At 67.5% G+C, this 24,965-nt stretch carries 30 protein-coding genes; 20 read left to right on the top strand and 10 right to left on the bottom strand.

The genetic code is table 11. From position 1 onward, the window contains the following. Positions 1-96: 96 nt before the first annotated feature. Both ABC304_RS17965 and ABC304_RS17960 read left to right on the top strand, forming a co-directional pair. Positions 97-1,101 carry a LacI family DNA-binding transcriptional regulator gene (locus ABC304_RS17965; RefSeq protein ID WP_412933048.1) on the top strand — a complete coding sequence of 335 codons (1,005 nt, stop codon included), beginning with the start codon at positions 97-99 and terminating at the stop codon, positions 1,099-1,101. After that, positions 1,098-2,888, top strand: a complete 1,791-nt coding sequence (locus tag ABC304_RS17960) for a glycoside hydrolase family 2 TIM barrel-domain containing protein (protein WP_412933047.1) — start codon at positions 1,098-1,100, stop codon at positions 2,886-2,888. Before ABC304_RS17965 ends, ABC304_RS17960 begins: the two co-directional genes overlap by 4 nt. 6 nt (positions 2,889-2,894) lie before the next feature. Here the strand turns inward: ABC304_RS17960 and ABC304_RS17955 are convergent, their stop codons facing one another. Next, a complete protein-coding gene (locus ABC304_RS17955; protein WP_412933045.1) occupies positions 2,895-3,686 on the bottom strand; it encodes a helix-turn-helix domain-containing protein in 792 nt (263 codons plus the stop codon). Positions 3,687-3,938: 252 nt separating this feature from the next. Between ABC304_RS17955 and ABC304_RS17950 the strand changes: the two genes are divergently transcribed. Together ABC304_RS17950 and ABC304_RS17945 are read left to right on the top strand one after the other, a co-directional pair. Next, entirely contained in the window at positions 3,939-6,167 is a 2,229-nt protein-coding gene (locus ABC304_RS17950) for a helix-turn-helix domain-containing protein (RefSeq protein ID WP_412933043.1), read from the top strand. 96 nt (positions 6,168-6,263) lie between these two features. Continuing rightward, complete coding sequence (locus ABC304_RS17945) at positions 6,264-7,223, top strand: Dyp-type peroxidase (protein ID WP_412933042.1); 960 nt, start codon at positions 6,264-6,266, stop codon at positions 7,221-7,223. A gap of 35 nt (positions 7,224-7,258) precedes the next feature. Here ABC304_RS17945 and ABC304_RS17940 read toward each other — a convergent pair whose 3' ends face one another. Both ABC304_RS17940 and ABC304_RS17935 read right to left on the bottom strand, forming a co-directional pair. Continuing rightward, positions 7,259-7,450 (bottom strand): hypothetical protein, encoded by a 192-nt coding sequence (locus ABC304_RS17940; RefSeq protein WP_412933040.1) that lies wholly within the window; start codon positions 7,448-7,450, stop codon positions 7,259-7,261. Positions 7,451-7,577: 127 nt separating this feature from the next. Further along, positions 7,578-8,414 carry an alpha/beta fold hydrolase gene (locus ABC304_RS17935; RefSeq protein WP_412933038.1) on the bottom strand — a complete coding sequence of 279 codons (837 nt, stop codon included), beginning with the start codon at positions 8,412-8,414 and terminating at the stop codon, positions 7,578-7,580. A 192-nt stretch (positions 8,415-8,606) separates the two neighbouring features. Between ABC304_RS17935 and ABC304_RS17930 the strand changes: the two genes are divergently transcribed. Next, positions 8,607-9,005, top strand: coding sequence for a TIGR03618 family F420-dependent PPOX class oxidoreductase (locus tag ABC304_RS17930; protein ID WP_412933036.1), 399 nt, complete (start codon positions 8,607-8,609; stop codon positions 9,003-9,005). Between the two features lie 6 nt (positions 9,006-9,011). Here ABC304_RS17930 and ABC304_RS17925 read toward each other — a convergent pair whose 3' ends face one another. Together ABC304_RS17925 and ABC304_RS17920 are read right to left on the bottom strand one after the other, a co-directional pair. After that, on the bottom strand, positions 9,012-9,602 hold the full coding sequence (locus ABC304_RS17925) for a hypothetical protein (RefSeq protein ID WP_412933035.1): 591 nt from the start codon (positions 9,600-9,602) through the stop codon (positions 9,012-9,014). A 61-nt stretch (positions 9,603-9,663) separates the two neighbouring features. After that, the gene (locus ABC304_RS17920) at positions 9,664-10,404 is read right to left on the bottom strand and encodes a glucose 1-dehydrogenase (RefSeq protein ID WP_412933033.1); all 741 of its coding nucleotides are present in this window, start codon (positions 10,402-10,404) and stop codon (positions 9,664-9,666) included. A gap of 256 nt (positions 10,405-10,660) precedes the next feature. Between ABC304_RS17920 and ABC304_RS17915 the strand changes: the two genes are divergently transcribed. Further along, positions 10,661-11,689, top strand: coding sequence for an LGFP repeat-containing protein (locus ABC304_RS17915; RefSeq protein ID WP_412933031.1), 1,029 nt, complete (start codon positions 10,661-10,663; stop codon positions 11,687-11,689). Between the two features lie 129 nt (positions 11,690-11,818). Here ABC304_RS17915 and ABC304_RS17910 read toward each other — a convergent pair whose 3' ends face one another. The 3 genes from ABC304_RS17910 to ABC304_RS17900 are packed head-to-tail and all read right to left on the bottom strand — an operon-like array spanning position 11,819 to position 13,194. Then, on the bottom strand, positions 11,819-12,247 hold the full coding sequence (locus ABC304_RS17910) for a cupin domain-containing protein (RefSeq protein WP_412933029.1): 429 nt from the start codon (positions 12,245-12,247) through the stop codon (positions 11,819-11,821). 22 nt (positions 12,248-12,269) lie between these two features. After that, complete coding sequence (locus ABC304_RS17905; protein WP_412933027.1) at positions 12,270-12,836, bottom strand: pyridoxine/pyridoxamine 5'-phosphate oxidase; 567 nt, start codon at positions 12,834-12,836, stop codon at positions 12,270-12,272. A 7-nt stretch (positions 12,837-12,843) separates the two neighbouring features. Continuing rightward, complete coding sequence (locus ABC304_RS17900) at positions 12,844-13,194, bottom strand: hypothetical protein (RefSeq protein ID WP_412933026.1); 351 nt, start codon at positions 13,192-13,194, stop codon at positions 12,844-12,846. Positions 13,195-13,237: 43 nt separating this feature from the next. Here ABC304_RS17900 and ABC304_RS17895 point away from each other — a divergent pair, with 43 nt between their 5' ends. The 4 genes from ABC304_RS17895 to ABC304_RS17880 all read left to right on the top strand — a co-directional run bounded on the left by ABC304_RS17895 (position 13,238) and on the right by ABC304_RS17880 (position 16,063). After that, positions 13,238-13,615 (top strand): hypothetical protein, encoded by a 378-nt coding sequence (locus ABC304_RS17895; RefSeq protein WP_412933024.1) that lies wholly within the window; start codon positions 13,238-13,240, stop codon positions 13,613-13,615. A 158-nt stretch (positions 13,616-13,773) separates the two neighbouring features. Next, on the top strand, positions 13,774-14,298 hold the full coding sequence (locus tag ABC304_RS17890; RefSeq protein WP_169080451.1) for a LysE family translocator: 525 nt from the start codon (positions 13,774-13,776) through the stop codon (positions 14,296-14,298). Between the two features lie 140 nt (positions 14,299-14,438). Further along, positions 14,439-15,152, top strand: a complete 714-nt coding sequence (locus ABC304_RS17885) for an alpha/beta fold hydrolase (protein WP_169080449.1) — start codon at positions 14,439-14,441, stop codon at positions 15,150-15,152. Further along, a complete protein-coding gene (locus tag ABC304_RS17880) occupies positions 15,149-16,063 on the top strand; it encodes an alpha/beta hydrolase (protein WP_412933022.1) in 915 nt (304 codons plus the stop codon). Before ABC304_RS17885 ends, ABC304_RS17880 begins: the two co-directional genes overlap by 4 nt. 33 nt (positions 16,064-16,096) lie before the next feature. On the opposite strand, the gene phtC is transcribed toward ABC304_RS17880, so the two are convergent. Next, positions 16,097-16,843, bottom strand: coding sequence for a 3,4-dihydroxyphthalate decarboxylase (gene phtC, locus ABC304_RS17875; protein ID WP_194384096.1), 747 nt, complete (start codon positions 16,841-16,843; stop codon positions 16,097-16,099). A gap of 145 nt (positions 16,844-16,988) precedes the next feature. Here phtC and ABC304_RS17870 point away from each other — a divergent pair, with 145 nt between their 5' ends. From ABC304_RS17870 to ABC304_RS17835, 8 genes are all read left to right on the top strand, one after another. Further along, positions 16,989-18,383 (top strand): Rieske 2Fe-2S domain-containing protein, encoded by a 1,395-nt coding sequence (locus ABC304_RS17870; RefSeq protein ID WP_194384097.1) that lies wholly within the window; start codon positions 16,989-16,991, stop codon positions 18,381-18,383. Next, positions 18,380-18,973, top strand: coding sequence for a 3-phenylpropionate/cinnamic acid dioxygenase subunit beta (locus ABC304_RS17865; protein WP_412928392.1), 594 nt, complete (start codon positions 18,380-18,382; stop codon positions 18,971-18,973). Before ABC304_RS17870 ends, ABC304_RS17865 begins: the two co-directional genes overlap by 4 nt. Next, complete coding sequence (locus tag ABC304_RS17860) at positions 18,970-19,284, top strand: hypothetical protein (RefSeq protein ID WP_138173433.1); 315 nt, start codon at positions 18,970-18,972, stop codon at positions 19,282-19,284. Before ABC304_RS17865 ends, ABC304_RS17860 begins: the two co-directional genes overlap by 4 nt. A 13-nt stretch (positions 19,285-19,297) precedes the next feature. After that, positions 19,298-19,492: a ferredoxin gene (locus ABC304_RS17855; RefSeq protein WP_194384099.1), complete on the top strand. Its 195-nt coding sequence runs from the start codon at positions 19,298-19,300 to the stop codon at positions 19,490-19,492. A gap of 1 nt (position 19,493) precedes the next feature. Beyond that, positions 19,494-20,717: an NAD(P)/FAD-dependent oxidoreductase gene (locus ABC304_RS17850; RefSeq protein ID WP_298745227.1), complete on the top strand. Its 1,224-nt coding sequence runs from the start codon at positions 19,494-19,496 to the stop codon at positions 20,715-20,717. A 39-nt stretch (positions 20,718-20,756) separates the two neighbouring features. Further along, on the top strand, positions 20,757-21,536 hold the full coding sequence (locus ABC304_RS17845) for an IclR family transcriptional regulator (protein ID WP_412928393.1): 780 nt from the start codon (positions 20,757-20,759) through the stop codon (positions 21,534-21,536). Between the two features lie 16 nt (positions 21,537-21,552). Continuing rightward, positions 21,553-22,386, top strand: a complete 834-nt coding sequence (locus ABC304_RS17840; protein WP_412928394.1) for an aldo/keto reductase — start codon at positions 21,553-21,555, stop codon at positions 22,384-22,386. 117 nt (positions 22,387-22,503) lie between these two features. Beyond that, the gene (locus tag ABC304_RS17835; protein ID WP_412928395.1) at positions 22,504-22,656 is read left to right on the top strand and encodes a hypothetical protein; all 153 of its coding nucleotides are present in this window, start codon (positions 22,504-22,506) and stop codon (positions 22,654-22,656) included. 10 nt (positions 22,657-22,666) lie between these two features. On the opposite strand, the gene ABC304_RS17830 is transcribed toward ABC304_RS17835, so the two are convergent. Next, positions 22,667-23,290, bottom strand: coding sequence for a TetR/AcrR family transcriptional regulator (locus ABC304_RS17830; RefSeq protein ID WP_412928396.1), 624 nt, complete (start codon positions 23,288-23,290; stop codon positions 22,667-22,669). 129 nt (positions 23,291-23,419) lie between these two features. Here ABC304_RS17830 and ABC304_RS17825 point away from each other — a divergent pair, with 129 nt between their 5' ends. Together ABC304_RS17825 and ABC304_RS17820 are read left to right on the top strand one after the other, a co-directional pair. After that, positions 23,420-23,965 carry a carboxymuconolactone decarboxylase family protein gene (locus ABC304_RS17825; protein WP_412928397.1) on the top strand — a complete coding sequence of 182 codons (546 nt, stop codon included), beginning with the start codon at positions 23,420-23,422 and terminating at the stop codon, positions 23,963-23,965. A 38-nt stretch (positions 23,966-24,003) separates the two neighbouring features. Then, positions 24,004-24,825, top strand: a complete 822-nt coding sequence (locus tag ABC304_RS17820; protein WP_412928398.1) for an isocitrate lyase/PEP mutase family protein — start codon at positions 24,004-24,006, stop codon at positions 24,823-24,825. Positions 24,826-24,965 lie beyond the last annotated feature (140 nt).

Raw genomic sequence — 24,965 nt, 5'->3', positions numbered from 1 at the left:
CGGTAATCGTTGAACAAGTACCTACCGGTAATCGTTGAACTATTTGCCCGGCCGACTCTGATGGTCAGGCGGCTGCACGGCGAGGAGGCGACGGCAGTGGGACGCACCACATTGAAGGACGTCGCCGAGCGCGTCGGCGTGTCCGCGAAGACCGTGTCGAATGTCGTGAACGGAACCGGGTGGGTGACCGACGACCTCAAGTCGCGCGTGCGCGTCGCGATCGACGAACTCGGTTACAGACCGAACGTCTCAGCGCGCAATCTCCGCCGCGGGCGGTCCGGCATGATCGCGGTCGCGCTGCCGGACCTCAGTCAGCCCTACTTCGCCGAACTCGCCTCCGACCTCGTCCGCGCTGCGCAAGAGCGTTCCATCACGGTCATGATCAACCAGACAGACGGCCAGGAGGAGGCGGAGCGCCGGATCGCGGAGGGCATCGACGTGCCCGTCATGGACGGCCTGATACTCAGCCCGCTCGCGCTCACCGCCGCCGACCTGGCGCATCGCACCGACGCGACGCCGATGATCCTGCTCGGCGAGCACGTGGGCGAAACCGACCTCGCCCACGTGACCGTGGACAACACCGCCGCCGCACGTGCGGCGGTCGAGCATCTGATCTCCCTCGGCCGCCGCCGCATCGCCGCGATCGGCGCGCAGCAGGACGGTCCGAACGAGACATCCGTCCTCCGCCTCTCCGGCTACCGTCAGGCTCTGGCAGCCGCCGGGGTCCCCTACGACCCCGCCCTCGTGTCGGCCGTGGACCGCTACCATCGCGCCGACGGAGCGGATGCTGCGACCGCTCTGCTCGACGCCGGGACGCCCTTCGACGCGATCTTCGCGTTCAACGACCTCCTCGCGCTCGGCGCGATGCATGTCCTCATCGCGCGAGGAGTGTCTGTACCGGGGGACGTCGCCGTCATCGGATTCGACGACATCGACGAAGCGGCATTCAGCACTCCGTCATTGAGCTCCGTCGCGCCCGACACGGTCGCCCTCGCGCGCACCGCCATCGAGCTGCTCGGAGCGGAGCCACCCGCCCGCGGCGGCCACGTCATCCCGTTCACCATCGCCCGCCGCGCGAGCACGTCAGGAGAAGACTCGTGACCGACAGCATCCCGCCCATCGCCTCCGCACAGGACGGGACGTACCCGCGGCCGCAGCTCATGCGAGCGCAGTGGTCCGACCTCTGCGGCTCGTGGCAGTTCTCCGCCGGACGGGCGGATGCCCAGCCCGCGGACATCGTCTTCGAGCGGTCGATACTCGTGCCCTTCCCGCCCGAATCCCGCGCGTCCGGCATAGGCGACCCGGGCCGACTGGACTCGGTCTGGTACCGGCGGACCTTCGGACCGGCGGAGCTGGGGGCCGCTGGGCGATCGGATGCCGCAGGTCGTGTGCTGCTGCACTTCGGCGCCGTCGATTGGGAGGCGACCGTGTGGGTGAACGGTGTCATCGTCGCCCGGCACCGCGGCGGTCAGACGCCGTTCAGCGCCGACATCTCGCACGCGCTCCTCGAAGGCGAGAACGAGATCGTCGTCCACGCGCTGGACGACTCCGCCGACGTCTCGATCCTGCGCGGCAAGCAGGACTGGCGCGACGAGCCGCATTCGATCTGGTATCAGCGCACGACGGGCATCTGGCAGCCCGTCTGGTTGGAAGCGGTGCCCGCGACATCGGTCAGCGCCCTGCGCTGGACCACCGACATCCCGTCCGCCGATGTAGGGCTGGAGATCGACGTCGCCGGCGCCACCGAGGACGACAGCTGGGTGCACGTCGAGCTTCGGCACGACGGTGGACTGCTCGCCGAGTCTCGCACGCGCCTTCTGAGCGGCTCGTGCACCGTTCGCCTGCATCTGCCGCGTCAGCACAACGGACAGCAGTACGAGGAGCTGCTGTGGAGTCCAGAGCATCCCACCCTGATCGACGCCTCCGTCCGCGTGGAGACCCCTAGGGGCGAAGACGTCGTGTCGAGCTACGTCGGCATCCGCTCCGTGGCGACCGACGGCGCGGCCTTCCTCCTCAACGACCGGCCGGCGACCGTGCGGGCCGTCCTCGCCCAGAATTACTGGCCCGAGTCCCACCTCGCCGCACCGAGCGCCGACGCTCTGAGGCGGGAGGTCGAGCTGATCCTCGAACTCGGCTTCAACACCGCCCGCGTGCACCAGAAGGCGGAGGATCCGCGTTTCCTGTATTGGGCCGACCGGCTCGGCCTCATGGTGTGGGCGGAGACGGCGAACGCCTACGCGTTCGATCGCCGCGCCATCTCACATCTCATGACGGAGTGGATGGCTCTCGTCGAGAGAGACATCTCGCACCCGAGCGTGATCGCCTGGGTGCCGTTGAACGAGAGCTGGGGTGTGCAGCACATCGCGCACGACGACCGTCAGAGGGCGTTCAGCAGATCCGTCGCGGATGTCACGCGCGCGCTCGACGGCACGCGTCCCGTCATCTCTAATGACGGGTGGGAGCACACCCGGTCGGACATCCTCACCATCCACGACTACGCCGCGAGCCCCGCGGTGCTCACCGCTCGATACGGCGACGCCGCGGCGCTCGACCGGATGCTCGACGGCTACGGGCCGGCCGGGCGCAAGATCTCCGTGGAGAGCGACGGACACACGAAGCCCGTCATGCTCACGGAGTTCGGCGGTGTCAGCCTTCGCCCCGAGAACGGAACCGACTGGGGCTATTCCACCGCCGCGAGCCCCGATGAGTTCGGCGAGCGGGTCTGCGCACTCATCCGCGCGGTGGCGACGGCAGCGCCGCTGAGCGGCTTCTGCTACACCCAGCTGACCGACACCGGGCAGGAGACGAACGGTCTGCTGCGCGAAGATCGCACGCCCAAGATCGCCGTCGACAAGGTGCGCGCGGCGGTGCGGGGCGACGACTCCTGACTCACCTCAGATCCGGCCCCCGGCCTCCCACAGCCGGATCAGCTTGAGGGCGAGGTGCAGGGTGCTGCGCTTCATGCCGTCGGCGAGCGCCTCGCGCACCTCGGCCGGCATCCGCTCGAGGCGGTAATAGAGCGTCGTCCGGTGGATGAACAGCACCTCGCACGCGGCGGGGACGTTTCCGGCCACGTCGAGGTACGTCTCGACGGTGCGTCTCTGGATCTCATCGCCTCGGGTGACGAGGGCGTGCGCGGCGGGTGACACGGCGGCCAGGCTCGCCGGATCGAGCCTCGCGGTCGCCAACAGCAGCCACCCGCCGAGGTCGCTGCTGTCGACGGCCGGGCGGAACTCCTCGAAGGCCGCCGACAGCTCCGCGGCGTGCGTGGCCTCCGCCACAGCCCGCTCCAGGTCGGGGGCCGTGGGCGACGGTGAGGCGGTCCCGATCCCCAGGATCCGGATGCCGCGGGCCTCTGCTTCGCCGTGGATGCGCGCATCCAGGTCCGCGCCGCCGGCATGACCCACGAGGATCACGGCCCCGCTCCGCAGCCCCGCGAGCTGCACGACACCGGGGCGCAGCGCGGTCAGCCGACGACCGAAGCGCGCGCGTCGGAGCACGCTGACCGCACTGTCGATCAGCACGACGCGGACGATCGTGTCCTGCCCTCTCCGCAGCCACCGGTTGTCGACGGCGGTCTCGAAGGCGTCGCGCCGGACGAGCGGGTCGACGGAGGTCAGGGCGAAGAACACCCCGTCGCGGTCGGCCTGGCGCGCACCCTCCGACTCGCGTACGACGTTGCTCATGCCTCATGCCTCACGGTGGGTCGCGACACGGGGCCGCGATGCGAACCGGCCGGGTGGCCGGGCGGTGCTTCCGGGTACGACCCATTCGACCTCGTGGACGGCACGCAGGACCAGGAAGAAAGGGGGCAGAAATCCGCGCCAGGGATTTTGCGGCGATTCCGGGATCTGGCAGGCTCGCCGCAGGACATCGCCCGCGGAATCCCAGAAGGACGCGCGTGGCGAACGGGTGTCCGGTGGCCAGGGGGCGAGTTCGTGTCGCAGCATCCGTTCGGGGTCCTGCTGCGCCGCCGCCGACACCACGCCGATCTCACCATCGAGCACCTCGCCGAGCGGTCCGGGCTCAGCGCTCGCGCCATCGGCGACATCGAGCGCGGCGTGAGCACCGGGCCGCAGCGGCGCACCGTCATCGCCCTCGCCGACGCGCTCGAGCTCGCCGGCGACGACCGCGCGGACTTCCTCCGCGCGGCACGGCCGGGACGACGCGGCGCCCCGGCCGAGACCCCGTCGGTCTCCGTTCGGCCCTTCCGCCTGCCGGACTTCGCGGCACGCGACGCGGAGATGGAGGTTCTCGCGGAGCTGCTCAGGGAAGGCGCCGCGACCACGCCGGTCCTGCTGAGCGGCACGGCGGGCGTCGGCAAGACCACGGTCGCCCTCGAGGCGCTTCACCGGGCATCGACCGACGCCCGCGGCATCCTTTTCGCGAATGTCCACAGCCCCGACACCCTTCCGCTGTCTCCCCTGCAGGTGCTGCAGGCTCTCCTCCGGCAGACGGAGGCGCGCGAAGAAGCCGACACGCTCGACGACGCGGTCGCCGCGTGGCGCCGGGCGACAGCGAGCGCCTCGCTCTTCGTGCTCCTGGACAACATCGCGAGCGAGGAGCAGGTGCGGCCGGTGCTGACGGCGCTGCATCCCGTCCGCCTCGTCCTGACATCACGACGTCCGCTCGCCGGGCTGGAGGGCTGCCGCCGCGTCGTGCTCGGCCCCCTCGACCGACCCGAGAGCATCGACCTGCTCTCGAGGATCATCGCCCCCGCGCAGCGCGCCGACGGCGACCTCGACGAGCTCGCCGCACTGTGCGCCGATCTCCCGCTCGCCCTGCGCATCGCCGGCAGCCGGATCTCGTCGCGGCCGGGCTGGACCGTCGCCGACTTCACGCGGCGTCTCGGCGCCGAGGCCACTCGCCTGCGCCAGCTCGTCGCCGGCGATCTCAGCGCGGTCTCCGCCTTCGCGCTGTCGTACGACGCGCTCACTCCGCGGTCGCAGCGGCTGTTCCGCGGACTCTCGCTCATCACCGGCCCGTCCTTCCGCGCCGACATGACGGCGGCGGTCGACGCTCTGAGCACCGAGGCTGCCGCCGAGAGCCTCGACGAGCTCGTCGACAGCGCGCTGCTCGAGCCGCTGATCGGCGAGCGGTATCGCATGCACGATCTCCTGCGCGTATACGCGAAGGACAAGCTCGCGTCGTCCGAGACGGAGGGGCAGATCGAGGAGCGACAGGCCGGTCTGCGCCACTGGATCCTCGAGACCGCGCGCAGGATGGCGCTGGTCGATGAGGAACAGGATGCTGCGGCCGGGCCGAGCGACGCGAGCCTCGCCTCGGCGCGGGAATGGCTGCAGACGGAGGCGGACGCGTGGCTCGGCGCGCTGGAGTCCGCTGCGGCCACTCCCGGCGTTCCGCGGGCCGCGGTGCTCGCAGCGGCGGATGCCCTGGTGCGCTTCTCCGAGCGATGGCTCGCCTTCCCCCACTGGCGCACCGTCGCGCGGATCGCCGTCGCAGCGGCGGAACAGCTCGGCGACCGGCGCGTCCTCGCGACGCAGCTGGAGCTGCAGACCTCGCTCGAACTCGGCCTGCTGGACGGCGATGCCGACCATGCGCTGGAGCTGGCACGACGCACCCGGGACACGTCCGTCGAGGCCGGAGCCGTGGGCCCGGCCGTCTGGGCACTTGTGACCCTCTCGTGGGCTCAGGCCCGACGCGGAGAGCTCGCGGCCGCGCGGGAGACGGCCACGCAGGCCCTCGCCGAGGCGACGAGCCATGACCTCGTCGAGGCGCAGGTGCAGAGCCGCTACTTCCTCGCGACAGGGTGGATGGAGGACGACCCGAAGCGGGCGCTCCACGAGGCCGACGAAATCCGGCGCCTGCTCGACGAGCGCGAGGCCGACCTCTCCATCCGCGAATGGAGCAGCGCCAACAACGCGCAGACCGCCATCGCCGCCAAAGCCCTCCTCCAGCTCGAACGGTACGACGAGGCCGTGGTCGTGGCGGAGCAGATCATGGACGACGCCGCGCTCTTCCCCCACGAGCCGGCCTTCCTCGCACGCGCCCACCGTCATCGCGGCTTCGCCCTCCTCGGCCTCGGCGAGACCGAGGAGGCGCGCCGAGATCTGCAGCGTGCGCTGGATCTCGTGCAGCCCCACGAGCGGCCGGACTGGTGGGCGGCGGAGATCCAGACGGCGCTCGACTCCCTCTCGCAGCCCTGACGACGCCCGACACGGATCTCACGACACGTGTCGGATGCGCCCGCGGGCGGATCTTGGGATGCTGGGGGCCCAGCTCGCCGCCCGAAGGATCCTCGCATGAGCGCAGACGCCCCGTCCCACCGCGTGCCGATCGAACCGCAGAAGGTGGATGCCCCGCTCACCCAGCACGCGATCTTCCTCGTGCTCACCGTGCGCGACTCGGATGAGGCCCGCGCCGCGGTCCGTGCCGGGCTGGGGTCGGTCAGCGATCTGGTGAAGAACGTGTCGTTCCGCGACCTGACAGGAGCGCTGTCGTGCACGGTGGGGATCGGCAGCGAGGTCTGGGCCGCCGTCACGGGACAGCCGGCGCCTCGCGAGCTGAAGCCGTTCCAGCCTGTGGTCGGCGCTGCGCACACCGCGGTCGCCACGCCGGGAGATCTGCTCTTCCACATCCGCGCCGACCGCCGCGACCTCTGCTTCGAGCTGGAGCGCCAGCTGCTGTCAATCCTGGGCGACGCGGTCGACGTCGTCGACGAGACGACCGGCTTCCGCTACTTCGACACCCGCGATCTGCTCGGCTTCGTGGACGGCACCGCCAACCCTGTCGGGCCCGCCGTACTCGATTCGACCGTGCTGACGGACGACGACGGTCCGGGCGCAGGCGGCACGTACGTCGTGGTGCAGAAGTACCTGCATCCGCTCGAGAAGTGGCGGGCACTCACGACCGAGGCGCAGGAGCACATCATCGGCCGCACGAAGGCCGACAACATCGAGCTCGACGACGCGGTCGAGGGCCAGAAGTCGCACAAGACCCTCTCGACGATCGTCGACGAGAACGGCGAGCACGACATCCTGCGCGACAACATGCCGTTCGGCTCGCCCGGCTCCGGCGAGTTCGGCACGTACTTCATCGGCTACGCGCGTCACCTGTGGGTGATCGAGCGGATGCTGCAGCGCATGTTCATCGGCGATCCCCCGGGTCTGCACGACCGGCTCCTGGACTTCTCCACCGCGCAGACGGGGTGCGTGTTCTTCGCTCCCAGCGCGGACCTGCTCGACGGTCTCGGCGACGGCTGAGGGCCGGCGCACCGGCCGCGCGGATCCGCCAGGTCCTAGAAGTCGGTGCGCGATTCCTGGTCGATGTCGAGGACGGTCTCGTCCGCGGCCCAGGCCTCCAGCGCGGCGACCAGCTGACGCGTGACCCAGTCCGCCGGGAGCGGTCCCTCCGCCTGACGCTGCGCGAGCTGCTGTCGCCGCTCGTCCGCGGTGCCGGTGAGGTCGGCGGGGGTGGTGGGATCGGACATGGCGTGACTCCTTGCGCTGGTGATCGTGAATCGGGAGCGGACGTGGGCTCGCGGCATCCGGTCGTCTGATTGCGGGAGGAGGCGCAACCCGGCATCACCGGATCACGCCTCCCCTCGTGCGCTCGACCTACTTCTGGATGAACGCGAGCAGGTCGGGGTTGATGACGTCGGCGTGGGTGGTCAGCATGCCGTGCGGGAAGCCCTCGTAGATCTTGAGCTCCGAGTTCTGCAGGAGCTCGTGCTGCTTGAGGGAGGCGTCCTTGTAGGGCACGACCTGGTCGTCGTCGCCCTGCGTGACGAGCACCGGCACCGTGATGGCTTTGAGGTCTTCGGTCTGATCGGTCTCCGAGAACGCCTTGATGCCCTCGTAGTGGGCCAGCGCGCTGCCGGTCATGCCCTGACGCCACCAGTTCGCGATGACCGGCTCCGACACCTCGGCACCGGGCCGGTTGAAGCCGTAGAACGGCCCGGCGGCGACCGCCTGGAAGAACTCCGCCCGGTTCGCGGCGAGTGCGCTGCGGAAGCCGTCGAAGACGGAGATCGGCGTGCCATCGGGGTTCGCCTCGGTCTGCACCATGAGCGGCGGCACCGACGAGACGAGCACGGCCTTCGCGACGCGTCCCTGCGGCTGCCCGTACTTCGCGACGTAGCGGGCCACCTGGCCGCCACCGGTGGAGTGGCCGATGTGCACGGCGTTGCGCAGGTCGAGGTGCTCGACGACGGCGCTGGCATCGCTGGCGTAGTGGTCCATGTCGTGGCCCGTGCCGATCTGCGACGAGCGCCCGTGGCCACGGCGGTCGCTGGCGACCACGCGGTAGCCCTTGCTCAGGAAGAAGAGCATCTGCGCGTCCCAGTCGTCGGACGAGAGCGGCCAGCCGTGGTGGAACATGATGGGCTGCGCGTCGCGAGGCCCCCAGTCCTTGTAGTAGATCTCTGCGCCGTCTTCTGTGGTGATAAATGCCATGACCGACCTCCGCGTTCGTGTAGGACCAAGCCGGAGCCTGGGACGAGGTGTGGTGATCCCGCCACGGGATGCCGGGCGAGTGCGTCCACGGTAACGCCGGCGATTCCCACCCCGCCAGGGCCTCCGCGGTACTTGCGACAAGTGTCGGAGGGCCCGGTTCCGCTCGACGCGTCCGCCGATACGATCGGGCGTATGAGCTCTTGGGAGACCGTCCGGCCCTACTTCGCACGCGGCGCGCTCGCGCACATCGCCACGCTGCTGCCCGACGGCGCCCCGCACTCGGTGCCGGTCTGGGTCGGCGTCGAGGGCGACCGGGTCGCGGTGTTCATGGTGGAGGACTCGCGGAAGGACCGCAACCTGCAGCGCGACCCGCGCGTGGCGCTCTCCACCACCCGCCCCGACCAGCCGCTGGACATGGCGACGGTGCGCGGGCGCGTCGTCGAGCGCATCACCGGCGAGCCGGCGATGGAGGTCGTCGACCGCATCGCCCGCCTCTACACGGGCGCGGACTACGACGTGCGATCGGGCATGACCGTCTTCCTCATCGAGCCCGAACGGTCGTGGTCGCAGGATTACTCCGGAGGCGAGTGACCGCGCTCACGCGCCGATCGGCCACCACCGCGGCATGAGCGTCGCGATGCGCGCGCCCGCCCCCACCGGGTCGTCGTCGTCCGAGAGGGTCCAGACGTCGAAGACACCGACGATGGCGCCCGCGATGAACGCCGCGGCCTCCGCCTGGTCGCGCGGATCTCGGGGCGCCCCCTCGATGCCCTGGCTCGCGAAGACGGCGAGCGCATCCTCGGCGCGCGCGCGCAGACGCGACTCGAGCGCCGCGCGGAAGGCTCCGCGCGAGTCGGAGGTCAGTAGGGCCCGGTAGACGGTCCGGTCGATGACGAGGTGCGCGAGCAGCTCGCGCAGGGAGGCGAGGTAGCGACCCGCCACGTGCGCGGGGGTCTCCTCGTCGACGTGGACCTCGACCGTCGCGATCCGGTCGAGCTCGGCCGTGAACTCCGCGATGGCGAACTGCCGGACGCCCGTCGCGTGTCCGTAGAAGGTGGTGCGGTGCACGCCCGACGCGCGGCACAGCATCGCCACGGAGATGTCGTCGAGGGGATTCTCCGGCAGCAGCGAACGCAGCGAATCGCGGAGAGCACGCCGGGTGCGCGTCGCGCGCGGATCCTCACGCATGGCGCGGCCTTCCTGAAGACGGGTGGATGCCGCGGGCCGCGGCATCCACTCGCTCATCGTGTCAGGACTCGTAGTGCGAGAGTCCGGCCGTCTCGCCGCCGTCGGCGACGAACTCCGCGCCGGTGGAGAAGCTCGACTCGTCGGAGGCGAGGAACAGGATCATGTTCGACAGCTCGATCGCCTCGCCCATGCGATGCAGCGCGACGTGGTTCTGCTCGCTCGGCAGGCCGTCGGTCATCGGCGTGCGTATCGCGCCGGGGTGCACCGAGTTGACCCGGATGTTGTACTTGCCGAGGTCGAGCGCCGTGCTCTTGGACAGGCCGCGAACGCCGAACTTGGCGGCGTTGTAGCCGGGGAGGGCCTCATAGCCCTGCAGGCCCGCCGTCGAGGAGACGTTGATGATCGAGCCCTTGCCGCTCTTCTTCAGCGGCTCGATCGCGGCCTTCGTGCCGTAGAAGACACCCGTGAGGTTGATCGCGATGATGGTGTCCCACGCCTCGAGCGTGTACTCCTCGATCGAGCCGAAGTTCGCGATGCCGGCGTTGTTGACCAGCACGTCGAGTCCGCCGAATTCGTCGACGGCGGTCTGCACAGCGGCCTCCCACTGGGCGTAGTCGGTCACGTCCAGGTGGACGTAGCGCGCGGCGTCGCCGAGCTCGGCGGCCAGCGCCTCGCCCTCGGCGTCGAGCAGATCGCCGATGACGACCTTCGCTCCTTCCGCCACGAGCAGTCGTGCGTGCGATGCTCCCATTCCGCGGGCTCCGCCGCTGATGAGGGCCACTTTGTTGTCGACGCGTGCCATGGTGTGCACCTTTCTCCTCGAGGAGTCCCGGATGCGATCCGGGGCCGTCGCTTCATGGGCGACCGTTCTATTCTACAAGTGTCGATTAGATGGAGGGCCGGAAGAGGTGAGGCAAGGCGACGCCTTCCGACGAACGGCCATCTCCGCTGCGTGTACCCGGTGCCTTCCCGCGCAGCGTGTATCAGCACCCCGCGCTCCGGCCTCCTCAGAGCATCGGCGACGATCAGGCGTCCCGATCATTCGATAGGAGCAAGAGATGACAAGCATCGATGCTGGACGAATTCGCTTCAAGATGAGCGACCTCACGCTGGGACCCGTACTCCGGACGCTGGGTCCCGCTCAGATCGCGGAGAAGCACAGCTCTCTGGGATGGCTCGGGCAGGCGACGTCCGCCCCGTCGGTGACCCCCAATCAGCGGGGCTGGTATCAGCATTTCCAGAACGGCTCGATCTACTACACCCCCGAGTACGGCGCGTTCGAGGTCCACGGAGCGATCCGCGACAAGTGGGCGTCGCTCGGGTGGGAGGCGAGCTTCCTCGGGTTCCCGCTGACCGACGAGAGCACGACGCCGGACACCGTCGGGCGATACAACCACTTCGAAGGCGGGTCCATCTATTGGACGCCGACGACGGGAGCCTTCGAGATCCACGGCGACATCCGAGGGCGTTACGCCGCGCTCGGATGGGAACGGTCCTTCCTGGGCTACCCCACGTCAGACGAACACGACGGACCGGGGGGAACCCGGGTCAGCGACTTCCAGAACGGACAGATCGGGTGGTCCCCGTCGTTCGGTGCCGCGGTGTCCGCGACGACCTATCAGCCGGCCGCCGGTGGGGGTGTGCGTCCGCAGGGTCTCGGCGGTGGGGCAGGTCCGGATGCGCCGGAAGTGCGCCGGCGCATCACCATCAACGCCCACATGGAGCTGACCGACGACGAGACGTTCGGCAGCAACGAGCACAACTCGGGCGACAAGTCGGGGGAGGTCGTCGTCACCAACGGCTCGCCGCAGGAGCTGATCAACATGGTCACGACCGCGGGCGGAGAGATGCGGGTCGAGATGCCCATCAGCGTCCAGGCGATGGCCAACGGGGATGCGAAGGCGACAGGTCAGAGCAAGCTCTACGAAGGCACGAGCGAGCAGACGGACGACCTCGACGGCACGCTCGACACCGACTTCCTGATCCCGAGAGACGATTTCGTCTCGAAGAGCTACACCATCAGGAACACCGATGAGGGCGGAGACTTCGCCGTGATCACTCTGACAGCGAGCAACTTCCCGGCGTGACCGCCGCTCCCGGAGCGAGTGACAATCGAGCCCCGTGACGCCGGTCACGGGGCTCGAGTGCGCTCGGCGGGCGCCTGCTGACGTGCGGGTTCCACGTGAGCCGCCGGACGGCCGTGCAGACCGTGGTCGTCACCAGGGCATCGGCCGGTCGGGGTCGCGCGTGCTGTCGTCGGGGATGTGGGGCAGCTGGTCTCCCCCGGCCCGGATGCACAGCCAGCGCAGCTCGGTCGGGCTGTCGGGCACCGCGCGCCACGTTCGCCATACGCCCTGACCCACGCGGACGACGGTCCCGGCCTCGACATCCACGACCTCTTCGTCGAGACCCATCTGGCCGCGTCCCTCGAGGAAGACGTACAGCTCCTCGATGGCCGCGTGCGTGTGCCAGTAGCCGGCGTCCTCGCCGGGGAGGAGCGCATTGGCCGTCATGCCGATGTACTGCATCGCCAGCTCGTGGTCGACGACCCGACGCCCGTCGCGCGACCGCGCCGGGACGAAGCCGCCGAAATGATCACGCCAGGCATCCGGCGCCCCGATCTGAGTCACCTCATGATCCGTCACCGCGTTCTCCTCTCCTCGACACTCAACCCGCAGCGGGTAGGGGCTTGTGATGCCAGTCGCCGTCGCGCAGCTCGTACACGACCCGCGTGTGCCGACGATCCTCGGCGCCCTGCCAGAACTCGACCCTCACCGGCATGATGCGCCACAGCACCCACTCACCGGACTCGATGCCCGCTCGTGCTGCGGGCGATCGGGCGGCGAGGTCCGCGTCGCTCTCCTCGCGAGATGCCTCGCGCACCGGTCCCCGGAGACGCACGGCGCGCATGATCGGCTGCCACCAGAAGTTGAGCGCCGCCGCCGGGTTCACCGCGAGCTGAGCTCCCTTGGCGGACGAGCGCGGCCCTGCCACCGCCCAGCCCAGGCTGTCGACGTCCTTCAGGATCAGGGTCCGCGCGTCGGGCACGCCCGCAGCATCGACAGTTGCCAGAGTCGCGGCCAGCGGTTCCGGCACTCCCGCCGCGACGGCCTGCTCGATCCACGCCTGGAAGAGCTCGACCGGGTGGGCGGGCAGCGCCGTCACGTCGAAGGGCGGCGGCGACCCCGTGAGCGAGGGCTGTCCTCTCAGCCACGTCGCGAAAGGTGAAGGCACGGCCCCATCATGACAGCGCGCGAAGCCGGCTGTCGGTCACGGGCAACGCGACCGAGTGATAGATCTGAGTCGCCGTCATGTCGCCCCAGTCATCCTTCTTCACCCGGATCGTCGACGGTGACACCTCAGCGATGCGCACGCGCAGCCAGGTTCCGTCGTCCAGCCGCAGTTCGTGAGGATCGGCGAGGTAGCCCAGACCGAGCTCGTCGAGAATCCCCTCAGCGCGCATCCAGTCCACGACCTCGCTGCGGGGCCGTCCCAGCAGGTCGATCGCGATGAACCCGTCGCCGACGGGTTGCATCCACCCGACGCGTTCGCCGTCACCAGAACGACGGTGCTCGATCCAGTCCGCTTCCACGCGGCAAGGCTAGCGGCGGTGCACAGCGGGTGTCAGGCACGGCGTGACGGGCTTCATCGAACGGCCCGCCGTTCAGGCCCGTCATCGCTTCAGGCCCGGCGGCCGTGTGGATGAGCTCGGGGATCCTGGCGGAGTCGGAGAGGTCAGCGGCGATGTCGGCGAATCGCGCATCCTCGGCCAGATGCCGCCGGACACCCGAGCGGACCTGCTCGAGGTCGTCACCGCCTCAGGGCTGATCGAGATCGTGCGGGCGGTGGTGATGGATGACGATGTGCGCACCCAGGGATGCGATGTTCACCGCGACGGCGAACCCGTTCCCGCGCGTCGGGAGACGCCGGTGACGAGGGCGGTCTTGCCGCGCAGCGGCAGAGATGAGGACATGCGGGGCTCGACAGCGGAGCGACTGGCGCTACGCGTGTAGGTTCCCGCTTGAGATGACATGAAACCCTCGCGATTCCACGGTAGTTGACAACGGTTTCAGGGCCAGGATTCCACGCGAAATGGCATTTTCCTACAGTTGGCCCGACTCAACTCAGATGCCCGCTTGCGGCAGGCAGATCGACCTAGAGTGTGTTAACGATGGCCAACCTGGGGCTCGGCATCGTATTCGTCGCCGTGCCTTGGCTCTACATCGACCTGAACGCCGCTGGAGTGCTCTATTTCGCGTGGCTGGCGTCCGCAACGCTGCGCCCCGACGGCAAGGGGCTATTCGAGGCACAATCTCTCGCGCGCGACTCCCGGTTGAAGCTGTTCCGGATGGGGCTCGTCACCAACCTGCTCAACCCCAAGGCCGCCGTCATGTACCTCGCGATCATCCCGCAGTTCATAGATCACGGGCAGGGAAACACGACCGCTCAGGGATTCGTTCTCGGCGAAGTTCAGATCATCGTCAGCATGATCGTCAACTCCCTCATCGTGCTGGGCGCCGGCACAATCTCCGGATTCGTGTCGACGCGACCCACGTGGATCAAATGGCAGCGTTGGGTCACCGGCACCCTGCTCAGCACAGTGGCGGTCATGCTGGCCAGAGAGGTCCCGCAAAGCAGCTCGCCCCTGAACCGGGCGATCATGCTGCAGGACCTCCGTGAGACGCCGCTCAGATAGACCGTCCTCCGGAAGCTCGACGAGTACGAATGACCCTTTCTGAAGGGATCGAGCAGGACTGTTGTTCTGCACAGATTCTGCTAGGTAGAGTGGGAGTCCATCCGACGGAACCCGCCGTCGGTGAACAAAGGAGTTCCAGAATGCGCATCGTCTTGGTTCATGGAGGTTGGCAGGGTGGTTGGGCGTGGGACGGCGTTGTCGCTGAGCTCACGAAGGCAGGCCACGAGGTATGGGCCCCAACCTTGCAGGGTCTCGGTGACAACGACGACCGTGCAGGTGTCACGCTCTCGACCATGGCGGACAATCTCATCGGCCGGATCGCCGACAAGGGGTGGGACCGGTTCGTCGTAGTCGGCCACAGTGGCGGCGGCCCGATCATCCAGCTCGTAGCTGAGGCGATGCCGGAGCAGGTGGAGCAGGCGATCTTCATCGACGCGTGGGTACTCGCCGACGGCGAGTCGATCAATGCGATCCTCCCCGCCGAGTTGGCGAATTTCGCCCGTGGCACAGCCGCATCCTCGCCCGACCAGAGCGTGCCGATCCCGCCGCAGCTATTCATGACGGCTTTCTTGCAGGACGGATCGGAGGAGCTTCACGCGCAGGTCGAGCCCCGTCTGGTGCCGTCGCCTGGCGGTTGGCTCGACGAGCCGATCCGTCTTCGGTCGGCCGGCACCGGTGACGTGCCGAGCGGCTACATCTTCCTGCAAGAGGATCGGGCTGTGCCGCAGGAGTTGTACCGCGCATCAGCAGACCGGCTCACGAACCCGACGACCGCGAGCTCGCCGGGGAGCCACATGGCCATGTTGACGCGCCCGGTGGAGCTGGCAGCAGCCATCGTCTCCGTTATGTCGTGACGACGTTTCGCTCTTTCGCGACTTCCGCTGGGACCGTCGCTTACGCCGAATGGCTGCCCGGCGGCCCCGCCCGTGCGACGGTGCTGCTCGTTCACGGCGGGGGGGTGGGCCCCGATGGCTGGAGTCGAGCGATCGGCGGGCGACCCGGGTGGGCGCCCCGTCTCGCCGAAGCCGGATACCGCGCGGTCGTGATGACGTGGCCTGGGTTGTCGGCTGGCGGCGCATGGGACCCCGACACGCGGCTGGATGGGGCGGCGGTCGCCGGCGCGATCGTGGAGCTAATCGCTGCGCTCGGCGGCCCGGTCGTCCTCGTGGTCCACTCCATGTCCGCCGCTTTCGGTTATCGGGTCGCTTTCCACCATCGGGATTCACTGATCGCCCTAGTCGCGCTGGCACCCGCTCCCCCCGGGGACATCCAGCCCGAGCCCGCCGTGCTGGAGGAGGACGCCGATCACATCGTCGTCCAGGGACGCCCGCTCACCTGGAGGCTTCCCCGTCGCGGCTGGTGGCATCCCGGATCAGAGTTCATCGAGACGAAGCTGGTCGGTGCAAGCGAGCAATTCCCACCCGGTCACCTGGACGAGCTCCGTTCGCAGCTGGTGCCAATCCCAGCCGGGCTCCTCCTCGAGCGGCAGAACGTTCGCGGTGCGCAGGTCCATATCGGCGACAGGGAGTTGGACGGCCTACCGACCCTCGTGATGGTCGGTACCCACGACACCGATCATCCGATCGAGTCGGACCGCGCGACTGCTGACTGGCTCGCCGAGCGAGGCGGCGATGTCAGGTTCGTCGCGTTGACGGCAGCGAACGTGGCTGGCAACGGCCACATGCTGATGCAGGAGTCGAACAGCGATGCGGTGCTCAACCTTGTAACGGAGTGGCTCGGTCCAAATGTACGCCCGCGGCGGTGAGGATGGTGCAGCTGATCGCGACCCGGGCGCCGGTCATCTCTGATGGCCCGAGTACAGCAGGAGCCGTTGCTCAGCAAGTTCCTGCAGCAGGAATCGCCAGAGATGCCCGTCGTTGAATGCGTCACCCAGGTCGGGCAGGTCGGCGAGATCGTCGTCGTCGATCGGCATAGGCTCGGCCCCTGCCTGCAGAACGGCGAGGTGCACGCGAGCCAGGCTGTCGACATTGATCGCGCGGATGACGGCCTGCGGGACGCTCTCGCCGACGGCGGTGAGGCCGTGACCGCGCAGGATGCCGACCGGCCGCGTGCCGAAATCGTCCGCCATGGCCGTCGCGCGTGCGTGGTTGCGGATCAGCGCAGACGAGGAATGCGCGGGGATGCCGCCGCGCGCCATCCGCATAGCGGGGATGTTGAAGGCACCGACAATCGGTAGCAACGTCCGTCCGGTCAGCGAGAACGCGACGACAGCCGGCGGATGCGCGTGGACGACGGATCGAGCCGCAGGATTGCGGCGCAGCAGCTCAAGATGCAGAGACAGCTCGTTCGGCGCCCGGTACCCGCCGGCGAGCTCGAACGATCCCTCAAGGGGCACGGCGAGGATGTCGTCGGCGGTGGTGAACCGCAGCCCTCGCTCCTGCGGTCCGCGGGCTCGGATGAGGACGGTGTCGTCGTCGACCCGCAGGCTGACGTGCCCGAGGATGTCGTCCACGAGCCCCCGGACCGCGAGCACGCGGCAAGCATTGGCGACGAGCATGCGTTCGTCGACGTAGTCGTTCATCATCCACTTCTCCTTCGAGGCGTGATCTCCGATTGCGAATTCCTGGAAAATCTAGCAGAATCAGATTCTGTCTTAAAGAAAACCGGTCTCGACCGACATCATCTTCAAGGCGCGGAATAGGACTCTGACATCAGGAAGCAGCGGCCCAATGGCGAGCAAGACGACGATCTTCGAGGACGTGCGGCGCGGCATGATCCCGGCGCACATCTATAACGACGAGGAGATCTTCGAGCAGGAGAAGAGCAAGCTCTTCAGCCGCGCGTGGATTTTCGTCGGACATGAATCCGAGATCCCTCAGCCCGGTGACTACGTGGTGCGGCATGTGCTCGACGACTCGTTTATCGTCGTGCGCGATGAGAGTGGTGAGATTCGGGCGCACTTCAACATGTGCCTGCACCGCGGGATGCAGGTGTGCCGCGCCGAGGTCGGCAACGCCTCCCACTTCCGTTGCCCCTACCACGGGTGGTCATACCGCAACGACGGCCGGATTATGGGCCTCCCGTTCCACGAGGAGGCCTACGGGGGTGAGGCAGGGTTCAACAAGAAGGGTGCACGACTGCTCCCGGCGCCGAACCTCGACACATACAACGGTCTGATCTTCATCAGCATGGACCCGAACGCGCCGACCCTGCGGGAATACATCGGCGACTTCGCGTTCTACCTCGACTACTACACGGGGCAGAGCGCCAAGGGCATCGAGCTGCGTGGCCCGCAGCGGTGGCGCGTCAAGGCGAACTGGAAGATCGGCGCCGAGAACTTCGCCGGCGACATGTATCACACGCCCCAGACCCACACCTCGGTCGTCGAGATCGGGTTGTTCCGTGAGCCGAAGGCGGAGAAGCGCAAGGACGGCAACACGTACTGGGCCGGCAACGGCGGCGGCACGACCTACAAGCTCCCGCCTGGCAGCCTCGAGGAGCGGCTGCGCTATGTCGGATATCCCGACGCGATGATCGAGCGGATGAAGGAGCAGTGGTCGCCTGAGCAGCTCGATGTGATTGGCCGTGACGGGTTCATGATCTCTGCGGCATCGCTCTTCCCGAACATGAGTTTCGTGCACAACTGGCCGAAGGTGGAGGACGGGGACGACGTGCTGCCCTTCATCTCGATCCGTTCGTGGCAGCCCATTAGCGAGAACGAGACGGAGGTCTACTCCTGGTTCGCGGTCGATGCCGAGGCGCCGGAGGAGTTCAAGGATCTCTCGTACAAGGCCTACCTGATGTGCTTCGGTAGCACGGGAATGTTCGAGCAGGACGATGTCGAGAACTGGGTCTCGCTGACCACGACTGCCAAGGGTTCGATGGCTCGACGGCTCCTGCTCAACAGTCGGATGGGGACTCTCAAAGACGACACTCCGGTCGTCGCTGCGCTGACTCCTGAACAGTTCGCCGGTCCAGGCGTCGCGCACGTTGGTTACGGCGAGTACAACCAGCGTCATCTGCTCGATCGCTGGGCCGACTACCTCGACACCGATGACGAAGTCGAGGTGCAGGTCGCGAGCATCGGTACAGGCATCACCAACAACGGGGAGGCACCCGCATGATGAACACCGAGACCGGTGTCCAGATATCCGAGCAATCGCGTCTCGGCGCCCACGCCACGCGCGCCGATCGAGTCGGGCGGTCCCTATTGTTCTCCGACGAACTGCATCTCGAGGCGCATCGTTGGTTGATTGAAGAGGCTTACACCCTCGACGAGCAACGGTACGAGCACTGGCTTGAGACGCTTACAGAGGATATTCACTACATCATGCCGGTGCGTCAGACGACGGCTCTCGGGTCTTCCTTCACGACGGCGAGGGGGATGTCGCACTGGGACGAGAATAAGTACTCGCTCAGCCGCCGGGTCGCGCGATTCCTGACTGAACACGCTTGGACGGAGGACCCTCCCTCACGCCTGCGTCATTACGTGACGAACGTGCGCGTGTTCCTGTCCTCGGTCGAGGACGAGCTCATCGTCGACTCCGCCGTCCTGCTGTTCCGCAGCCGGGGAGACGTCAACGAGCCGTCAATCATCTCCGCTCACCGCGAGGATGTATTGCGTCGCGTCGGTGACGACCTGCAGCTGGCACGTCGGGTGATCATGGTGGACGAGTCGGTGCTCCGCATCCAGAACCTGGCGATCTTCCTGTGAGCGGCCTCGACTGGGAGGGTGCCGACGTCGATCGTGATGCCGCGGCGGCTGCGGCTGCGGAGCGCGAGCGTCTTGTCGCCCGCACCGTCGGGGAGCCGCTCGTCATCGCCAACGAGTTTTCGGAGATCGAAGTGCGCCGTGTGGAAACTCACAACGGCACGAGGCTTCTGATCGACGCCCCGAAAACTGGCCAGTGGATCGCGATCGATCCCATGGAGCTCGAGGCCCTGACCTGGCAGACCACGCAGACGTTCTCCGAGATGATCGCGCGGCCTGACCAGCCGATGTTCCCCGAAATGCGACCGCAGTAGAAAGGAGAGACCGATGGCACGGATCATCGCAGACCGCAGCGCCTGTCAGGGCTACGCCAATTGCGTTGTCGCCGCGGGCGACTACTTCGACCTCGATGACGACGCCCTGGTGATCGTTCTGCGCGAGGACCTGCCCGACAGTGAGCGCAAGCGAGTAGAGGAGGCGGCGCGCAGCTGCCCCGTCTCCGCCTTGGTTGTGGAGGACTGACGTGTCGCGGGTCGTCATCGTCGGCGCCTCTGTTGGTGGGCTCAAGACCGCCCAAGCTCTTCGAAGCGAGGGGTTCGAGGGCGAGATCGTCCTGATTGACCAGGAGCGCCATCCCACCTACGACAAACCTCCGCTCTCGAAGAAGTACCTCACCGGTGAGACGGCGCGACACGAGATCGAACTTCTTTCCGAGCACGAGACGCGGGGGATCGGAGCCATCTCGATCTTCGGCACGCCCGCGGCATCCGTCGACCTCGAAGGCCAGGTTGTGACGCTCGCGGACGGTGCAGCTGTCTCATACGACACACTCGTGATCGCCACCGGGTCACGCGCCCGTCGCTCTCCGTGGGGTGAAGGTGAGCATATTCACTTGCTGCGTACCAGCGGCGATGCCGAGCGCTTGCGGGATGAGCTGGCCACAGCGAGGCACCTTGTGGTCATCGGCGCAGGCTTCATCGGGGGTGAGGCTGCCGCGACCGCGATCACGGCGGGCGTGCGGGTCAGCATGGTTGACCCGTTCCCGGCGCCGATGTCGCGGGTGCTCAATGCCGAGGTCGGCCAGATCTTCAGCCGCAAGTATGCGCATGAGGGCGTCGAGGAGTACTTCGGAAGGACAGTCGAAGGCGTCGAACAGACGGCAGACGGGGTGCGCGTGGTGCTCGATGGCGGCGAGATCATCGAGGCCGATGCAGCTCTCGTCGGTATCGGAGCTGTGGTCAACACGGAGTGGCTCGAGGGTTCCGGCATCGAACTCGACAACGGGGTGATCTGCGACTCTGGGCTGCGGGCCATCGGGCATCCTGAGATCTTTGCCGTCGGCGATATCGCACGTTGGGCGAGTGCGTCGCGCAACGTCTCGCTGCGCCTCGAACATTGGACCAATGCCGTTGATCAGGCTCGCGTCGTCGCACACAACATCGTCCACCCTGATGATTGCGAGGACTACGACACGACCGAGTATGTCTGGAGCGACCAGTACGACTGGAAGATCCAGGTGGTCGGGCGCACCGGCGCCGACGACATCGTCATCATCGGGTCCGAGGAGGACCAGCGCTTCGCCGTGCTCTACTCGGAGAGTGGCGACTCGCTGACCGGCGCGCTCGTCGTCAACTGGCCGCGGGCGCTCGTTAACACGCGGCGAGCGGTGGCTACGAGAACCGATCGAGCCGAGGTCGCGGCGCGCCTGAGCGGCGACGGCGCGCGGTCGGTCACGCCCGCGGTCTGAGGATGGTCCCCGTGACCACAAGAGGATACGATTTCTGTTGTGCAGAAATCGCCCGGCGACGGTGTAGCGCCCCAATACCCGATCGAGTCAGTGGACAACGCACTGCGGTTGCTCCTCCTTCTTGGCGAGCGTACGGAGGAGGTAAGGCTGACCGACGTCAGCGCCGAACTCGGGGTGGCGTCTTCGACGGCGCACCGCATCCTCGCAATGCTCATCTGGCGCGGATTTGCCCGTCAGGATCCGCGCACGAAGACCTACGGTCCGGGTCCGACACTCACGAGCGTGGCCTTCTCGATTTTCCGGCGCATGGATCTTCCGCGCCTGGCGCAGCCGATCCTCGAGGATCTCAGTTCCTCGATGGGCGAGACGAGCCATCTCGGCATCCTCGAAGGCGCGAACGTCCGCTTCATCGCGGCGTCCGAGCCGGCGGCGGCAGTCCGCGTCGCCTCACGCCTTGGACGGGAGATCCCGGCGTACGCGACCTCGACCGGCAAGGCGATGCTTGCCAGCCTGCCGGCAGAACAGCTCGGGCGCTTGTTTCCAACGGACTCGCTCCCCGCGGTGACCTCGCATACCGTTCAGTCCCTTGCGGACCTCGAGAAGGAACTCGAAGCCGTTCGGCGCCAGGGCTACTCGACGAACCGCGAGGAGAGCGAGGACGGTGTGGCGTCGGTCGCAGTCTCGGTCGCGAACTCAGCGGGCATCAATCTCGCCATCAACCTCGCTGCCCCAGTCCATCGTCTTCCGGTCTCGAAGGTCGCGACCTTCGGGCGAGCACTCAAGGACGCCTCGATGCGGTTGAGCGAGGCGTTGGGCTAATCACGGGGGTGCTCCGGTGAACCCCGCCCCGATCCCCCTCCTCCACGGACACTCGATTCCGCGTCTGGGTCTCGGCACGTGGCCGCTCGAGGGCGACGCGGTGCACGAGATGGTCGCGCTGGCGCTCGACATCGGCTATCGACTGATCGACACGTCTCACAAGTACCTCAACGAGGAACCGGTTGGCGCGGCGATCCGAGAGAGCGGGATCGCTCGCGAGGAGATCTTCGTCACCAGCAAGTTCAACAAGGAGGATCACAGCGTAGATGGTGTCCAGCGCGCCTATGACGAGAGCCTCCGACGGACCGGGCTCGACTACCTCGATCTATTCCTCATTCACTGGCCAGTGCCTTGGCTCGACACCTATGTTGCGGCGTGGCGGGGTCTTGTAAGACTCGTCGAGCAGGGGCGGGTCGGAGCAATCGGCGTCTCAAACTTCAAACGACCACCTCTGGAACGGATCGTCGCCGCTACCGGACGCGTGCCCGACGTCAACCAGATCCAACTGAGTGCCGACCTGGCGCGCGACGATATCCGTGATCTGCACAAGCGGTGGGGCATCGTGACCGAGGCCTGGAGTCCGCTCGGGCGCGGAGGCCCCTTGCTCACAGATCCCGTCGTGGTAGACATCGCAGACCGGGTCGGTCGCACCCCCGCGCAGGTGTTGTTGCGGTGGCATGTGCAGCACAACATCGTCCCGATTCCGCGCGCGGACGACCCCAGACAGCTGCGGGAGAACGCACAGATCTTCGATTTCAACCTCACTCACGACGACCTTGCGGAGCTGAGGAACCTCGATCGCGGTGAATCAGCGGCACGAGATTCCGACTCAAAAGAGAACGGACATTAGCGCGTTTCTCCCCGACTCGATCGCGTTTCAAGTTTCAGGGGTCGAGCGATCAGATCCGAGATCGATGGTTTTGGCGAGCTGCCGGTGCTGCCGACCACACCAGGACTACGAGCTTTCATGCTCCGACTCCCGGGTCATGTGACGCGCCAGCGCGGGTCGGTGACGAACTTGTGTCCGGTCGACGCCGCGTTCGTCGACGAGAACCCCGGCTATGCGGACGTCATCGATGCCAAGCGCCCCGGTGTCGTCGCTCGGCGCGGCGCGTCCTGAAGCGCGTCCGCTAGACCGAAAGGGACTCCACGTGGTCCAGCGCCGCCTGCAGTGCGTCTTCGAGCGGGGAGATCTCCTGAGCGATCTGGGCGAGGATCATCCCGCCCTGGAAGGCGGCCAAGAGCAGGTTCGCAAGCTGCCGGGGATCGGCCTCGGCGCTCAGTCGGCCGCGACGCTGCAGATCCGCCAACGCATCCTGGAAGATCTCCCTCCACTGGCTGAACGCGCGCGCGAGCTCGTCATGGACGTCGAGGTCGGTCTTGATGATCTCGCTGGCGAGCGAGCCGAGGGTGCATCCTTCGTGGAACGCGCGTTCGTATCCAACATAGAAGGCGGCCCACTTCCGGAATCCCTCGAGGTCTTCGAAGTGATCGAACTCCCCGCTCCGGTGCAGCGCGAGCACGTTGTCGGCCTGCCACGCGATCACCGCGAGCACGAGGCTCTCCTTGGTGGGGAAGTAGTGGTTGAGCTGCGACCCGCTGACGCCGGCGGCGCGCCGGACCTGTTCGTTGTTGGTCGAATGGACGCCGTTGCGGTAGATCAGTTCGGCCGTGTGCTCGAGGATCCGCGCACGAGTCGCCTGACCCTTCTCGGTGAGCTGCTGAGGCTCCGGCGCTGCCGTCGTGGACTTCATGATTCCGATCATATCAAAAATGGGCTTGACAACCCATTCCATTCTGGTGTTTCATCAACCAAGTGGGCTAAGCAGCCCAAAAATCACCGAGGTCGGACACCGACCACCCAGGACTGGAGTCGATCGCTCATGTCGCGTCTGAACGTTTCCCCCACCGCCGAGCTTCCCGAAGAGACGAACCGCGCACTCGATGAGGTGGCCGGCCGGTTCGGGTTCGTCCCGAACATGTTCGCCACCCTGGCGTCGAACCCGGCTGTGCTCGACATCGTCATGACATTGCAGACGAAGGCCAACCGGCTGCTCGATGCGAAGACCCGGCACACGATCGCGCTCGCCGTATCGGAGGCCGACGGCTGCGACTACTGCCTGGCACTGCACACGGCCGGGTCCCTTCAGGGCGGGATGTCGATCGAGGACATCGAGCTGGCGCGCGCCGGAAGCTCGGTGGACCCGAAGCGGGCGGCGGTCGCACGCTTCACGCACCGCATCATCGAGACGCGAGGGCACGTGAGCGACGCCGACCTGGCCGCGGTCCGCGGCGCCGGCTACACCGATCCGCAGATCCTCGGGATCGTCACGCTGGCAGTGCGCGCGCTGATGACGAACTACATCAACAACGTCAACCAGACCACCGTCGACATCCCCTCGGCTGCTTCGACGGCAGCCGCGGCGTGATCAGCCGGCACCCCGCGAGCGCTTCGGAAGGAACTCCCATGCCCGGTTCTGAGCTCTACGAGAAGTTCATGGCGTTGCACATCCGCGAGGGCGGGCTCGTCCTGCCGAACGCGTGGGACGCCGTCTCCGCACTGATCCTGGCCGACGCGGGCTTCGAGGCGATCGGCACGTCGTCAGCGGCGCTGGCCGCCGCGCTCGGGCGGCAGGACGGTCGCCACGCGGTCTCGCGCGACGAGCACCTGGACCATGCCCGCCTGCTCGGCCAGGTGACGGGGCTGCCGGTCAACGGCGATTTCGAGGACGGCTACGGCCTCACCGCCGAAGACGTCGCCGCGACCGTCGACCGAGCCGTGGCGTACGGTCTGGCCGGCATCGGCATCGAAGACACGACGGGGAATCCGGATGCCCCGATCCGTGACTTCGACCAGGCCGTCGAGCGCGTCCGCAGCGCTGTGAATGCGGCGAAGCGACGCATCGTCGTCACCGCCCGCACCGACAACTATCTCCAGGGCCGCCCTGACCTCGACGACACCATCCGACGCCTCACCGCGTTCGCCGAGGTCGGTGCCGACGTGGTCTACGCCCCGTTTCCACCGGATCTCGCCTCCCTCGAGGCGATCGTCGCGGCCGTCGCGCCGACTCCGGTCAACGTGCTCATCTCGCCGGCGGATCAGGTGCTGACCGTCGCGGAGCTGCAGGCGGCCGGGGTCAAGCGCATCAGTCTCGGACCCGCGCTGTACACCAACGCCATGACCGCCCTCGAGCAGGCCGCCCGCGCCCTCAGAGCCGGCGACATCGCGTCGGCGACCGCCGGCATCGGCTTCGACCGCGTGGGCGAGCTGCTCACCCGCGCCTCCTGACGCATCCGACTCCCACCTACGACCACATCTCACGGAAGGCACAACACCATGGATCTCGACAAGATCATGAACAAGCACCTCAGCCGCTACTTCGACGGCAGCAAGACGATCCCGGAGGAGACGATTCAGCAGCTGCTGAA

Origin of the sequence: Microbacterium jepli (assembly GCF_047237905.1) — a bacterium.
Taxonomy (GTDB): Bacteria; Actinomycetota; Actinomycetes; order Actinomycetales; family Microbacteriaceae; genus Microbacterium.
The sequence above is the reverse complement of the archived record's forward strand: the minus strand, read 5'-3'. Positions and strand labels throughout refer to the sequence as shown.